The organism is uncultured Thiohalocapsa sp. (genome assembly GCF_913063425.1).
In the GTDB taxonomy this organism is placed as follows: domain Bacteria; phylum Pseudomonadota; class Gammaproteobacteria; order Chromatiales; family Chromatiaceae; genus Thiohalocapsa.
Genome location: NZ_CAJXYK010000041.1, coordinates 43,366 through 57,924, shown reverse-complemented (window position 1 = coordinate 57,924; position 14,559 = coordinate 43,366). Strand labels below are relative to the sequence as shown.

Here is a 14,559-nt window from a genome sequence, read left to right as displayed (position 1 = left end):
TGTTCCGGCCCGTCAGCCCAGGCGCCGCGCGGGTTGGCGCCATCCTGCCCGCCATCGGCGATTGCGCATAATGTATATTATGTAAAGTCGCATGTCGGCCCCTTGGCGGCGCAAGACCCGAGGCTCAGATCGCGGCGTGGTCCTGCGTTCGGCAAAGATTCTGTTGCGTCCGCTAAGCCGGCGCCGCAAACGGCATCGAGCGCGGCTGACGAACGGGGCTCGCGTCGGCTACCCTCTTCGACTACCTTGGCGGTCGGGCACCGGCCGTCATGGCGTCATCCGTCTGGAGAACCGGCAACAATGCAACCACTGCTGCGCACCCGCCTGGCGGGAATGGCCACCGAGATGCAGGACTTCGCTGCTGACGTCAGCGGCTGGATGCGCGAGCGTGCCGCCCGGCTGAGCGGTGTCGAGCGGCGGCAGCTCGCCGAGCGCTTCGGCGCCTGGGCGCTGGCGGACGGCAATCTGACGGATGCGGCCCTGCGTGCCTGGATCGAAGACCTGGACGCCATCGGCCGCGAGGCCCTCGCCGAGCAAGTGGGCGGCTTCTGTGCGGACTTCGACATCGACCTGGCCTGGCTCGTGGACGGCGAGCTCGCCGAGTGGCCGGCGCTGGAGGCCGGTATGCGCGCGCTGGTCACGGACTACTGCCGGGCATGCAAGGCCGCGGTGGAGTGCGACGCAGACAGCGTGCGGTTTCGCCGCCGCCTGCTGTGGGAACGCAAGCGCGAAGACGCCTCGACCAGCTCGGACCCGGACTAGCCAAGCCCGCCACGGCGCTCTCACCGTACGCTGCCGCGGCGCCGGGCGGTGGCACACCAACCGGTCCCTCACCCAGGTCCAGGCGCCGATGGCGTATCAGACGGCGCCGCGGGCCCCCTCGCCTTCGTCATCGGCCGCCTTCAGGCGCGGCGACCGCGTCGCCAGCACTCCGACGCCGAAGACGGCCCCGAACAGCAGTGACGACGGCAGCACGCCGAGGCGCAGGCCCAGATTCAGGGCGGTGTTGAGCACCGCGTACCCGCCCCAGTAGGTCAGTATCGAGCGCAGCCGCGCCTGCTGCGCGCGGGCCGTCGTGAGCGCCCGCGGCAGGCGGCGCAGCCCGCCGTCGAGCAGAATGATGCCGGCGGTATCCGTGGCCAGGTCCGCGGCGCCATGCAGCGAGATGGCGCAGTCGGCCTGGCGCATGGCCAGCGCGTCATTCACGCCGTCCCCGATGAAGCAGACCCGCCGGCCCGCCGCCTGCAGACGGCGCACCAGCGCAGCCTTTTCCTCCGGCAGCACATTGCTGTACGCCTCTGCGAGCCCGAGCGCCTTGGCCTGTGCCCGGGTGGGCTCCTCGGCATCGCCGGAGACCAGGGCCAGCTGACCAATCCCATGCTCGCGCAGAAAATGCAGGATACCGGCAGCCTCCGGTCGCTCGCGCGCACGCAGGCTGATCACCCCCTGTACGGCCTCCGCGTCCGCCACCAGCAGGGCCGTCGCGCCCTGGACTTCGGCGGCGGCAAGGGCACGGCGGGCGTGCGCATCGATGGGAATGCCCGCGGCCTGCAGGTGGCGGCGCCCGCCCACCAGCACCTGCTCGCCGTCGATGATGGCGCTGACGCCGAAGCCGACCCGGAAGTCCGTTGCCGTCGCCTGCAGCGGCGGGCAGTCCGACTGCTCCGCCGCCGCCGCCAGGGCCTGTGCCAGGGGATGCGTGAGCCGCCCCTCCGCCGCGGCCGCTGCGGCCAGCACGCGCCCGGGCTCCCAGCAGCCGCTGGCGACCACCTCGGCGACCAGCAGTGCGTCCGAGGTCAGGGTGCCGGTCTTGTCGAAGAGCACCGTGTCCACCGCCGCCAGGGCCTCCAGGGCACGGCCGTCCTTCACCAAGACGCCGTCGGCCAGCAGTGTCGTCACCTCGTCAGAGACGGCCAGCGCACCGGCGGCCCGAACCGCGTTGACCGGCGCGCTGAACAGGATCGCGAGCGCCGCCGATGGGCCGATCAGAGGCCAGGCCAGCGCACTGACGCCAAGCAGCGGCACGGAGGCGGCGTCGGCGATGGCCTCCGCCTTCAGCTGCAGCGCCGTCTGATGACCGGCACCGGCGCGCAGGATGCGTTGCACCCGCGCCAGCGTCGTCTCGCGGCCTGCGACCGTCACCCGCGCCCGCGCCTGCCCGCGCAGCACCAGGGTGCCGGCATAGACGGTCTCGCCCGGTCCCAGTGCCCGCGGCACCGATTCGCCGCTGAGCTGCTGCTGATCGACGCTGAGACTACCCTGCTCGATGCGCCCGTCCACGGGCACGGGCTCGCCGGTGGCGAGCGCCACCAGGTCACCCGGGCGCAGCGCGTCCACGGCCGTGAGCACTTCGCGCTCACCGTGCAGCACCCGGGCTCGGGTGGGCGTCGGCAGCCGGGTATCCAGTAGACGGCGCGCCCGCTCACGGCTGCCGAGCACCGCGACCTCGGCGCCGTGGTGAATCCAGCACTGCAGCGCGGCGGCCAGAGGCTGGCCCAGCCCCAGCGCACCGATACAGACAATGACGTTCACCGCGTCATCGCCCACGTGGGCATCCCGCACCAGCGCCCGCTCGCCCGCGCGCAGCAACGGCAGCATGCTGTAGACGGTGAGCGCCAGCGCCGCCGGGCTCAGGATAGGCAGGGCATAACTGCCCACACAGAGTGCCAGCGCCCAGCTGCCGGCATGAAAATCCGACCGGCGCCGCGCCAGCGCATCCACCCCCGCCTGCATGTCCGCGTGCTGCCGCGCGCTGCCCTGCCCGCGCAACAGGTGCCGCAGCCGGCGCGAGCGCCGGTTGCGATCGACCAGGCGCTGGCCGGCGTAGGCGCCGAGCGCAAGGCCCACCTGTGCCAGCGCCACGGCTCAGCCCCCGGCCGGCGCAGCCCGGCGGCGCAGGCGCTGCATCGCTGCCTGAGACCGGTCCACCGCCTGGGGCTGCCCTGCCCGCCTCATTCGCCCGCGGACTGCTCGGCTGCGGACGCGCCGGGGACGCCCTCGGTCTTCTCCGCCCTGCGGCGCGCCTTCGGCTTCAGCTCCGCGGCCACCTGCTTGCCGGCCTCGAACTGCTGCTCGAAGTAGTCGCGCACGGCCTCTGGGTCGAAGGTCAGGAAGGTCCCGCCGGCGGCGAAATGCTGGATGAAGACCTTGCCGATGGCATAGGTTGCAGCCCCGTTCAGGATCACCAGGGTGCCGCCGCCGAGCAGCTGACCGGACACGGGAATCAGCTTGCTGAGGCTCGCGGCGAGCGTGGGCGCCATGGCCCCGGGCAGCACGCCGCCCACCAGGCTTGCCACCGCGGAGCGGCCGAGGTCGGCCTTGAAATCGATATCGTAAAGGCCGGCCAGCCCGTGCAGCATCTTGAGCTGCACCGCCACCAGCGCCGCGAGGTCCACCAGCGGCACCGGGACCAGGCCGACGGCCATGGCGCCGAGCGTGTATTGGTGTACCAGGCGCTCCGCGGCAGCATGCCGCGCCTCGGGCGCCGGGGGCTCGGCTTCGGCGGTACCGGCGTCGGCAGCGCTGTCCGGCCGTGCTTGATCAGTCATCGGATACGACTCCTCGTCAGGGGGCGGAAGCGTCAGGGAAACGGCTGCTCGCCGGCAGGTCTCCTCCGGACAGGGTGCGCCCGGATCGACAATGCGCCAAGGCGTCACAGACAAGGCGCATCAGCAATTGCCTTAGGTGCCCACGCCCGCCGGGACAACCCCGGTGGCTTGGAAGTGTGTCGTCTGGAGATGGCGATGATTGCAGCGGCGGGACCCGCAGTGTTGGTCGGTCGGCGATCATCCTGCTTGGACCGTGCAACGGCGCCAATCACAAGGGATTGACACTCGCAAAGCGACTATTGCCGTGGACAAATCCTGCCCGTGGCTGCGCCCCTTCGAGCCCACAGGACACAGCCGGAAGCCGGGTGCAGGAAGAGGCCCCATGGACGCTCCCGGGGGCGCTCCCGGGGGCGCTCCAGGGGGCAGCCGTCCGGACCCGGTTTCTGCCCGGCATCCTGGCCCCAATCAATGGGAGTCAGCGCGTTCAGCGCCCTGCTGCTCGCAACGGCGCAGAATAGAGCTTACCTTGCACCGACAACCGCCGCCCGCCCGATGACCACTGGTCCAGCCCATTTCGATGACCTGTTCCCGTCAGCCGCGCATGCCGATGACGGCAGCCGCCTGTCGATGGCAAGCCTCTATCTGCCCACCTCTGCGCAGTGCGCGAAGGCACTGAGGGCGCTGGCCGCCGACGCCCGAACCTCGTCAGCGCGGTTGATCGAGCTGCCGAGGGAGCAGTTTCGGGCCTGTTCGCAGTGTTTGAACGACACGGACGCTGCGCCGCCGGACGCACCCGGTACGCCCGTGGCGGGTGCAAAGGATGCACGCCCTGCAATGCCGGAGGAAGCGGGGCGCTTCCGGCTCTGCCGCGGCACCCTCACCTACTCCCAAGCCCTGACGCTCGCCCGCAGCGGCTCCGTGGTCGGCGTGGGAGTCCTACCCGAAAGCGGACTCATCACCACCGATTGCGCCTGTGGCCTCGGCTTCGCGGTCAGCTACGCCCGTGCCCGCTGGGCCGGCGCGGACACGGACAAGGCCATCGCACAAGCGCTCGCCTGGCAGCTGGAGACCGACACGGCGGGACAGCAAGCGGGGCTGGGCGCCCTGATCGCCGCGCACCTGCACGGCGGCAGCACCCGCCCGGCGGCAGTCAGCAGCGCCGCCGCCGGCATCGCACAGTCGCCGGCGGGCCGCTCCACCGCAGACGCAGCCCTCGGCGCCGTCAAATCCCTGACCAGCTCAGCCCGCAGTACCTTCGCCGGCGCACCGATGCGGGCCAACCCCGTCGTCTCGACCTTGACCGCGGTCGTGAACCTCGACCTCTACCGCGCCGCCCTCGCCCACAGCATCTCCTGGCCGCAATTCACCAAAAATCTGGTGGTCAAGACCTCCGGCGCCGTGACGGCCGCCGGGGGCTGGGTGACCGGTGCCGCAGCGGGCGCCGCAGTGGGCGGACCACTGGGTGCACTCCTCGGCGGCCTGCTCGGCGCCGCCGGCGGCGGCACGGCAGGCTCCATGGCCGCCAAGCGCGTCGCCGACCGGATCGTCCCCGACGATGCGCAGCGGATGCTGGCCATCGTGCGCGAGGCCGCCGAACAGGCCGCCTACGAGCATCTGCTGGTGGATACCGAGGTGGAGGCCCTGGCCGAGCGCGTGCAGGAGCAGGTCACGCCCGGCTGGCTGCGCCGCCTCTACCGCGCGGGCTGGCCGGAGACCAGCGGTCCCTGGCAGGAGGCCCTGGTCCGGGCCTTCGCAACCCGCGAGCTCACGCGGCTCTGCCAGGACATCGTTGCGGGACGCACGCCCATCGTGCCGCCGTCAGCGGCGCGCGTCGAAGCCGTCTTCCGCGACATCCAGGTGGCCGCCGGCGCCGATCCCAACGGCACACCCCCGAGCAGCGCGGCCCCGTGACGGGCGAAGCCGAGCAGGCAGGGGCGTTACCGCCGGCGGCCTAAAGCTCAGGCGGGCGCCCGGCATGCTGCGATTTGGGGCTCGCCACGCGAGCCCTATCCGGGATTTCGCGCGCGCACTGCCAGACGCAGATCGTCGTAGCTCGCCAGGCCCGTTCTTGGCTCGACCTGGCTGCGCCAAACGGCGTCGAATGCCGCATCCACCTCGGGCGAAAGCCGGTAGCGGCGCTTGTCGGCCCCCGGGGTGACCTTGACGGCATCGCTGTCGAATGGCAGACCGATTTCCTGCTCCGCCAGACGGCGCAGGCCGCGCTCATCGAATTGATGCGCATGGGCCAGCATGAAATCCCGGGAGGATTGGCGGACAACGATATCCAGCAGGTCATCTGTGGGAGCAATGCCCATCAATGCGGCGATGCTGCGCACGGTGCCGGGCAGATCCGCCACCATCTCCTCATAGCTCAGCAGCAGCACCGCGGGGTTCGCGCGCTGCTCCCACCAGGAGACCATGTGCAGCCACCAGTCGTCCAATACGCCGTCAGGTGGCACAAAGTACAGCGCGAAGGCATCCAAGTCGATGGCACCGGGCTCGAAGAACCAATTCTCCAGCATCCGGTAATAGGAGACGATGACGTGCTTTGGATTGCGGAAGGCGGCGATGTAACGCGCGCCTTTCGGCACATCGTGCCAATTGGAATGGGTCATGAACAGGCGCGGCTCGAAGCCCTGAGGCGCATTCAGATCGACGCCCAGCGGATGAGGGTAATCGAGACAGGGCACGGCGAAGCTGATCTCCTCGAAGCCCATGTCCCCCCGGGAGCGCAGGCCGTGGGCAATGTGCTGAAGCCAGGTGGTGCCGCTCTTGGCGAAGGGCGAGATAATGACATCGCCGGGACCGGGCTCAAGCAGGGCCTGGCGGTACTGCGTCCCCATCAGGTGGTCATGCAGGGCCGCGAATCCCTCCAGGGTGGTCGCGCGCCCCCAGGGACGGTCAGCAGGCTGGATGGGCATATTGCGCCTCGTTCGCGGCTTTTCGCGTCGGTCGCACCGCCACGGGGCGGAACGTGTCGGGACAATGGTTACGCTGGCACCCGCGCGGCGATGTGCAGGATGAAGGGCTCGGCCACCCGCTCCTCGGCGCGCAGCTCGAAGCCTGCATCCGCGAGCATTGCGCGCAGGTGCTCGGGGCTGTAGTAGTGATCGGTGACCTCCATGACACCGGCGCTGGTGGGGATAAAGCTCCGGTAGGTGGCCCCGCGGCTCGGCTCTGCCGGCGGCTGCGAATGGAAGTCCGGAAAGCGCCGGCCGAGGGTTGCCGTGTCGGTATTGGCGAGCCCCAGGCGTCCGCCGGGCGCGGTCAGCGAGTAGAGCATCCGCAGCAGCGCGTCGGCGCCCTCGGTGTCGTTGCACAGCAGCACCATGAAGCACAGGATGCGATCGAACGGCCCCGCGTCGAGCAGGTCCTGCTGGCGCTCGACATAGCGGATGCCGCGGCCTTGATCGAGCGCGCGGGCGTTGGCGATCTCGGCGGAGGACGCGTCGAAGGCGGTCACCTTCGCCCCGGCATCGGCCATGGCCCGGGCAAAGCGGCCCTGGCCGCAGCCGAAGTCCAGCACGCGCAGGCCGCGCAGATCACCGAAGTGCTCGAGCAGCCGGGGGAAGACCCGGGTCGAGGAGATGCGGTTCGGGTTGTCCTCGAAGTAGGCAAGATAGGCATCCGCCTGCGCATGCCAGTCGTCGGGTCGGTTCATGGGTGAGGTCTCCGCTGTTTGCAGGTCGATCCTGAGTCCAACCCGGGATGCGGCCCGGGCTCCCACGCTGCGGCGTTGGAGCACAGGCGCACGCTCTGCATCCCGGGGCCATTGTCGCGAGCGGGCCGGAAGTATGATCAAGGGCGTTCATGGCACCTGCTGCGCAGGCATCTGCCGGCATCGACATCGGGCGGGCTCATGGTGCCCTCAGGCAGCCTGCTCCACGTCCGCAGCCGACGCGAGGAAGCGCAGCTCCGGGCGCAGCCTCAGATTCAGTGCATAGAGGTAATAGCGCAGCAGCGCCGCGGCCTGCTCACCATGGCGATGGGTCACGTGGCGGCACAGCGCCTCCTCATCCGCAAAGCGGGGCAGCAGCCTGGTCAAAGCGCCATAGGGAGACTCCAGCGGCGCGGCTGCGCCCGGCGCCATCAGCCCGAGCTCGACGAAGTGCCTGTCCCGGGCCGCATGGCGGTGCGCAAACCCCTGGTGCAGCAGTGCGGCGATCATCGCGTTGCTTCGCGCCTGATCCTGCCCTTCCAGGGCATCGCGCAGCCGTTCCCAATCGCGCCCGGCCTGCTCCCAGCAGCGGTAGGCCGACGCGTACCACTGCGCCGGGTGACGATCGGTGAGCTCGGGATGATCCACCCATGGGGGCATGGCCAGGGGCTCCGGCGTGATCGGCGCCAGCAGCCCGGTAAGCTCGCCCGCCGGGCGTTGCAGGCTCCAGCCCAGCCAGTCGCGCGTGGCCCGATAATGGCGCGAGAGCAGCGTCTCGTGGGCATAGAACAGGAAGTCGTGCAGACGATCCACGTCGCCGAAGTGGGCCAGCAGGTCGTGGCTGTAGCAGAAGGCGGGGTGAATGATCGACTTCGCTGTTGAGCGGTCGCCGGTGACGATCTCGGTGCGCTGGGGTGTGTCCTCGGGCAGGTTGCGCAGCCCCTCGTAGACGCGCAGGGCCGGATAGCCTTCGGCGGCGTCGTAATGGAGGTCCAGCCCGAGCGACGCGAAGGTCTCCAGGGTTTGACGCACCGACTCGCGGGTGGCATAGGGATTTGCGAGCCAGGACCACAGAATCCAGCGGTCCATCCTGCGGTGCGCAAACTCCGGCTCCTCGTTCAGCTCCATCAGGTCGCGGATATGCGCCAGGGCGTGCTTGACCCGATAGGGCTCGTGCATCTGCGCGAGGGTCTCGTTGCTCAGGTCCGAGAAGGGACCGTTCTGCTCCAGCATCAGGCCCGAGCGCAACAGGATACGGAACTCGTCCTTGTCGAACTTGACCGGCAGGAAATAGGCGCGCCAGTAGATCGGCAGCTCCAACTCCCGGTTGATGCGGATGAGGCGCTCGGCGAGGTCCAGCACATGGGCCTTGGTGAAGGTCAGCTCGGAGCAGACGAACCAGAAATAACGCAGGCCGTGACGCAGCAGGCCCTTGACCTCGGCCTCCACCACGTCGAGGTCGCGCAGGCGCAGCGTGCGGCCCTTGACCAGGGGCTCGCAGCAGAAGGCACATTGGCAGGGGCAGCCGCGGGAGATCTCCACGGCGATGGCGCGGCCGGTGTCATCGGCGGTATTGAGACCCGGCACCGCGGCGAGATGGGTCTCGCGCAGGGTACGCTCGCCGTGGAAGGCGACGATCTCATCGATAATCTCCGGCGTGTACTCCAGGGCGTCCAGCGGGCCGTAGTAGACGCGCTCGTTCTGTCGCCACTCGCCGTCTTGCCGGTAGAGCAGGTTGGCGATGCCCTCGGTGCGGCCGGCCATGATCTCGTCGAAGTGGGCGATGACGTCGTCCGGCTCGCCGACGACGCCGAAGTCCGGCTCCAGGTACTTGGCCGCCGAGACCGGATTGACCGTGAAGGTGAAGCCGCCGACCAGGATTTTGGCGGCGGAGAGCTCGCGCACCCGCTCGATGGCGGCGCGGGTGTCCTCCAGCGGAAACCAGCCGGGCACGGTCAGCGTCTTGGCCCCGATGTAGTCGTCGGCGAGGGTGGAGTCCGCCTGGCGCACCGTAAAGCCCACCGCCCGCGGGCGATGCTGCCGCACCAGGTCGGTGATGCAGGCGAGCTGCTGCGCGCGGCTGAGCCCGAGGCCGTCCCAGCGGCGAATCGACAGGCCCGCCCGACGCGCCAGCGCCGAGACCTGCACGAAGGCATAGGGATAGACCGGATTGCCCGGCCAGTTGGACAGGTTGAGAAACAGGATGTCGAGCGGCGCGTCGGCGCCCTCGGTCGCATTCTTGTAGGCAGGAACCATAGACGGGGCTCTCTCGGGTCTCGGGGCGCCGGCCGGCCCGGACTCCAGCCCGGATGCGGCCGATCCGGTCCTAACCGTGACGGCTGTGCTCGCCTTGGTGACAGGTGCAATCGCCGCGACCGTACAGGCCCGCCCGATGCAGCAGATCGAGCAGCGAGGCGCGGCTCTGGTGCAACAGCAGGCCCGTCAGGTCCTGCCCGAAGGCGTTGATGCTGATCGACGGCGTCAGCGATTGCACCCGATGCCACCAACCACGCGGGATGAACAGCATCTGACCCGGCTCCAGCGTCACCTCCGCCGGGCGCACGTCCGCGAACAGCGGGTGCTTGGCAGCGTCCCAGGTGCTTGGCTCCACCTCGCTCAGCGTCGAGCGGTAGTCGTACTTGCGGCTCGGATACATGGCCCGCGATGCCGACGGCGGCACCAGCCAGACGCGCTTGCGCCCGCTGATCTGGGCCAGGATGTTGTGAATCCAGTCGATGTGATAGCCGGTCAGGGTCCCGGCCGGACCCAGCCAGGCGAAATAGACCCGCTTCAGCGTCACCGCCTCCAACAGGGAGAAGTCCACGTCGGCGCGCAGCTGCGGAAACTGCTCGAAGACCCGGAACATCGACAGGTAGCGCTTGTCGGCATCGGCGCCGGGCGCCGGCGCCGCCGGCTCCCCGCTGCCCTGCGCCGCGCTGCCCGGCGCGCCCGCGAGCTCGCTCAGATAGTCGCCGAGCGGTGCCGACGCGAAGGCGGTCTCGCCCTGCAGCACATTGCCCTGCTCCAGGGTCACCGCGCGACCGGGATCGAGCGCGGCGAAAAAACCGAACGACCAGCGTCGGCACGCGGGCCATTGCGTCGCCATGTCGGTGATCAGCACCGGGCGGCCCGGCCGGAAGAAGCCTGCTCTGAATTCGTCCGGCGTCAGGCGCGTGACACGCTCGACGGTGGCCATGGACAGGGGTTCGGCGGCGGCGGGTGCAGATGCCGCCTGCTCCAGCGGTTGCATGGCGTACTCCTGTGCGTCGGTCACAGACTGGCGGTGCCGCCGGCGGATTCGCCGCCGTCGATGACCAGATTCGAGCCGGTGATGAAGGTGGCCTCGTCCGAGGCGAGAAAGGCCACCAGCGCGGCGATCTCCGTCGGGTCGGCATGGCGCTGCAGCGGGATGCGGGCATTCAGCGCGGCCATCTCCTCGGCGCTGTACTCGGCCTCCTGCATCGGGGTCAGCACATAGCCCGGGCTGATGCACACCACGCGCAATCGCGGTGCCAGCTCCAGCGCCAGCGTGCGGGTCAGCTCGATGACTCCGGCCTTGGCCGCGTTGTAGTCGGCATAGCCCGGCATCCCCAGCATCCCGCTGACCGAGCCCATGTTGATGATCACGCCTTCGCCCATCCGGCGCGCCGCGGCGCGGGCGCAGAGGAAGACGCCGTCGAGATCCACGCCCAGGGTGCGCCGCCACTGGGCCGCCGAGAGCTCCGGAAACGCGCGGGGCGCGCTGATGCCGGCATTGTTGAACAGCGCGTCCAGACCGCCGAGGTCCTGCTCGATCTCGGTGAAGGCCTGCTCCGTCGCAGCCTCATCGGCGACATCGGCGCAGACCGTCACGACCTCGGGAAGCGCGCTGTTGAGGGCGCGGCAGCCCTCGGCGTCCTGATCGATCACCGCAACGCGGGCGCCTTCCTCCAACAGACGCTCGACGGCGGCGCGCCCGATGCCGCGGGCACCGCCGGTGACCACGACCCGCTTGCCCTTCAGTCCACGCATGGGCGGCAGCTCCCGCCCGGGCGAGCCGGGGCACAGGGCGTGATCGGCGCTTGGCGGTGCCCATCGCGGCGAGGGCCGGGGGCCGGCGGACCAGGCGTGCCAGGCGTTTGCCCGGCGGGCGTGGGACGTGGGTCGTGCATGGCGGTGGCAGTGTCGATGGTCAGCGAAGGCTCGGGTCGAAGCGTGTCGACCACCACGGCGGCCCGGTGCCGGCTCCCGCGGAGGGCGACACTCGGCAGGATACCGACCGACGGATTGAGGCGACCGCCGATCCATTGGCGCTGCCAGACGCATGCTTGCCGGAGCCAAGCGGCTTGCGCCGGCACGACGGGCCGGGCCGGCTGCCGCGCTCCAGCGTGAAAGCCGGGGCGGACGCCCTGCGCCCCGTCGCGCCGGTCACGTGGCGGCCGAAGTGATGATCAAGGCCCATGCGACAGACTGCCGGATGACCCGGCGCCAAGGGAGACGCTGAAAAATGGGCTTCCTGCCCATTTTCAGCACGCGAAGCGAAAACGGCGGTTTCCGCTTCGCTTCATTTTCAGCGACTTACGTCGCCGAAAAGGGCGGAGCATCCTGCCCCGCACGGGAAGCGCTGATCAATCAGCGCTTCCCTAGCCGAGCGGCACCTCCGGTGACGCGTAATCCTTGTCGGCCCATCGCATGTCGACGCCCGAGCCCTGGCGGTCATGGTGCAGCACACAGAGGAAGGAGCGCTTGATGCCGGCCTCGCGCGCCATGGCCTTGAGTCGCTCGGTCTGCTCGACGGTGAACAGGCCCTTCTCGGGCAGCCAGTCCAGGGCCGCGTAATAGTCCAGGCTCGCCTTACTGACCACGATGGTCGTCTTGCCTTCGAGGTATTTGCGCGCCAGGTCGGCGAGCATGAAGGGGCCGTCATCGTCGCCCGGCGCGGCGGTGACGATCTGCAGATGCCCGTCCGCGGCAAGAATGCCGTCGATGCCGGCAAAGATCTTCTCGATGAAATCCAGGCCGAAGGGCCCGGCCGCGGAATGGTAGAAGAAGGCCTGATCCGGCGGCGTCGGCTCGAAGGGCGGGTTGGAGAAGACGTAATCGAAGGTGCGGCCGGCCACCGGGCGCAGCACGTCGGCGTCGCCGTCGAGGATGGCGATGCGGTCCTCCACGCCGTTCATGACGATGTTGAAGCCGGCCGTGTTCTTCGCCCGCGGGTTGATCTCCAGGGCCGTGACCCGTGCGGCGCCGGCGCGGGCAACGCCGATGGACAGCACCCCGGAGCCGAGACCGATCTCCAGGGCCTCGGCGCCCGAAAGCTTCTCCCGCACCAATTCGTCCAGGAAGAACTGCTGCTCGGCGTAGAGGGGAAAGACCTGGTCGATGGCGTCGTAGTCGAGCCGGTCGGTGACCACGAAGTAGTCGTTGATGCGGGTGAGGCGCTTGCGCGCGATCACCTGTTGCAGGGCCTCTTCCGGGCTGGCGGCTTCGGTCATGATGCTGTCTCGTGTCGGTTCGGTCGTTGGGCAAGGGTGTGCAGACGGCGGCAACCCGGGCCGGTGCAGTCGCCTGCTTGCGGTCGTTGGTCGCCGGCGCCGGTCGCCCTCAGTCGCGTGCCGCCTGTTGATCATCGTCTTTGATGACCAGGTAATCGCCGATGGCCAGCACATCGATGCGGGTCTTGAGAAAGGTGGCGATGGCGTCCTCCGGCGTGCAGACGATGGGCTCGCTGTCGTTGAACGAGGTGTTCAGCACCACCGGCACGCCGGTCAGCTTCTTGAATTCGCTGATGACGCGGTGGTAGCGGGGGTTGGTCTCGCGGCGCACCGCCTGGATGCGGCAGGAGCCGTCCACGTGCACCACCGCCGGGATGCGCTCGGCGACCTCGGCGCGCGCGGGGTAGGTCATCAGCATGTAGTCGCCGGCGCTGGTGGGCTTGGCGATCTCGAACCAGGCCTCGGCCTCCTCGGCCAGCACGCTCGGGGCCAGCGGCCTGAAGTACTCCCGGTGCTTGACCTTGGCATTGAGGATGTCGCGCATCTGCGGATGCGTCGGGTTGGCCAGCAGGCTGCGGTTGCCGAGCGCCCGGGGGCCGGTCTCCATCCGGCCCTGGAAGAAGGCGACGATCTTGTCCTCGTTGATGAAGCCGGCGACCTCTTCTTCGAGGCGGTCACTGCGACGATAGCGCAGCCCGGCGGCGGTCAGCGCCTGCTCGATGCGCTCGTCCGGGAACGCCGGCCCCCAGTAGGCGTGGTCCATGCTCCCGCGGGCGGTCTCGCCGAGCACGTTGTGCCGGATCCAGTAGGCGGCGCCGATGGCGGTGCCGGCATCGTGGGAGGTGGGCTGCACGTAGAGGCGCTTGAACGGTCCGTTCTCGAACACGAAGCTGTTGGTGACGCAGTTCAGCGCGACGCCGCCGGCCAGGCAGAGGTTCTCGGAGCCGGTGGTCTTGTGCAGATGCTCCACCATGTGCAGCACCAGCTCGTTGGTCAGCGCCTGCAACGCGGCGGCGATGTCCTCGTGGTCGCGGGTCAGCTGCTCGGACGCCTGGCGCCGGCGCATGCCGAAGAGCTGCTCCAGGCCGTCCAGGTAGGCATTCGGCGGGTAGTACTCCAGGCGGCCGAAGCGCACCAGGTCGTGGTCGATGACGAAGGTGCCGTCCGCCATCGGCTCGAAGATGCCCCGCATCCGCCCGAGGAAGCGCTGCGGGTCGCCGTAGCTGGCCAGACCCATGATCTTGGCGGCGTCGTAGATGCCGAAGCCCAGATACAGCGAGACCACCTCCCAGAGCAGGCCCACCGATGACGGATAGGGGATGCCGCCGAGCCGCGCCAGGCGGCGGCCCTGGCCGTGGAAATACACCGCCGTCTCGTCCTCGCCGGTGCCGTCGATGGACAGCACCGCGGCCTCATCGAAGCCGGACGGATAGTAGGCCGACGCGGCATGGGCGCCGTGATGATCGACCCAGTGGAAACGGGCGTCGAAGCCCAGCGCGCGCAGTGCACCCGGGACCCGCTCCAGGGCCTGCTGGCCGCGCTCCCATTCGGCGTCGTCGAGCCATTCCTCGCCGAAGGCGCCGGTGGCGAGGCGTTCCTTGCGCCGCTCGAACTTGGCCGGCACCGCCGAATAGCCGATGTGGGCGATGTCGCCCCGGCCGATCCCGGCCTCTTCGAGGCAATAGGCGATGGACGCCATCGGAAACTCGTCCGGGTTGTCGATCAGCACCTGCTTGCCGTGCTTGATGCGGTTGAAGCGCTCCTCTTCGGCAATGGACAGGAGCTGCGCGTCCTTGATCAGGCAGGCGGCGGATTCGTGAAAGAGGGCATTGATGCCGAGTATGTACATGACGCTGAAATCAATCCTCGTGGGTGGACG

General features: G+C 69.4%; 11 protein-coding genes. 2 read left to right on the top strand and 9 right to left on the bottom strand.

Going from position 1 to position 14,559, the window contains the following annotated elements:
• Positions 1-300: 300 nt before the first annotated feature.
• Positions 301-762, top strand: a complete 462-nt coding sequence (locus QZ607_RS19195; RefSeq protein WP_295885987.1) for a hypothetical protein — start codon at positions 301-303, stop codon at positions 760-762.
• Between the two features lie 96 nt (positions 763-858).
• Here the strand turns inward: QZ607_RS19195 and QZ607_RS19190 are convergent, their stop codons facing one another.
• Entirely contained in the window at positions 859-2,862 is a 2,004-nt protein-coding gene (locus QZ607_RS19190; protein ID WP_295885985.1) for an HAD-IC family P-type ATPase, read from the bottom strand.
• An 89-nt stretch (positions 2,863-2,951) separates the two neighbouring features.
• Positions 2,952-3,548: a YcjF family protein gene (locus QZ607_RS19185; protein ID WP_295885983.1), complete on the bottom strand. Its 597-nt coding sequence runs from the start codon at positions 3,546-3,548 to the stop codon at positions 2,952-2,954.
• Between the two features lie 552 nt (positions 3,549-4,100).
• Here QZ607_RS19185 and QZ607_RS19180 point away from each other — a divergent pair.
• Entirely contained in the window at positions 4,101-5,459 is a 1,359-nt protein-coding gene (locus QZ607_RS19180; protein ID WP_295885981.1) for a hypothetical protein, read from the top strand.
• Positions 5,460-5,554: 95 nt separating this feature from the next.
• Here the strand turns inward: QZ607_RS19180 and QZ607_RS19175 are convergent, their stop codons facing one another.
• From QZ607_RS19175 to QZ607_RS19145, 7 genes are all read right to left on the bottom strand, one after another.
• Entirely contained in the window at positions 5,555-6,469 is a 915-nt protein-coding gene (locus QZ607_RS19175; RefSeq protein WP_295885979.1) for a sulfotransferase domain-containing protein, read from the bottom strand.
• A gap of 68 nt (positions 6,470-6,537) precedes the next feature.
• Positions 6,538-7,209 carry a methyltransferase domain-containing protein gene (locus tag QZ607_RS19170; protein ID WP_295885977.1) on the bottom strand — a complete coding sequence of 224 codons (672 nt, stop codon included), beginning with the start codon at positions 7,207-7,209 and terminating at the stop codon, positions 6,538-6,540.
• 207 nt (positions 7,210-7,416) lie between these two features.
• A complete protein-coding gene (locus QZ607_RS19165; protein ID WP_295885975.1) occupies positions 7,417-9,462 on the bottom strand; it encodes a hypothetical protein in 2,046 nt (681 codons plus the stop codon).
• Between the two features lie 70 nt (positions 9,463-9,532).
• Positions 9,533-10,456: a cupin-like domain-containing protein gene (locus QZ607_RS19160; RefSeq protein ID WP_295885973.1), complete on the bottom strand. Its 924-nt coding sequence runs from the start codon at positions 10,454-10,456 to the stop codon at positions 9,533-9,535.
• Between the two features lie 20 nt (positions 10,457-10,476).
• On the bottom strand, positions 10,477-11,217 hold the full coding sequence (locus QZ607_RS19155) for an SDR family NAD(P)-dependent oxidoreductase (RefSeq protein ID WP_295885971.1): 741 nt from the start codon (positions 11,215-11,217) through the stop codon (positions 10,477-10,479).
• A gap of 611 nt (positions 11,218-11,828) precedes the next feature.
• Positions 11,829-12,680 (bottom strand): 50S ribosomal protein L11 methyltransferase, encoded by an 852-nt coding sequence (locus QZ607_RS19150; protein ID WP_295885969.1) that lies wholly within the window; start codon positions 12,678-12,680, stop codon positions 11,829-11,831.
• A gap of 109 nt (positions 12,681-12,789) precedes the next feature.
• Positions 12,790-14,529 carry a carbamoyltransferase C-terminal domain-containing protein gene (locus tag QZ607_RS19145; RefSeq protein ID WP_295885967.1) on the bottom strand — a complete coding sequence of 580 codons (1,740 nt, stop codon included), beginning with the start codon at positions 14,527-14,529 and terminating at the stop codon, positions 12,790-12,792.
• Positions 14,530-14,559: the final 30 nt, after the last annotated feature.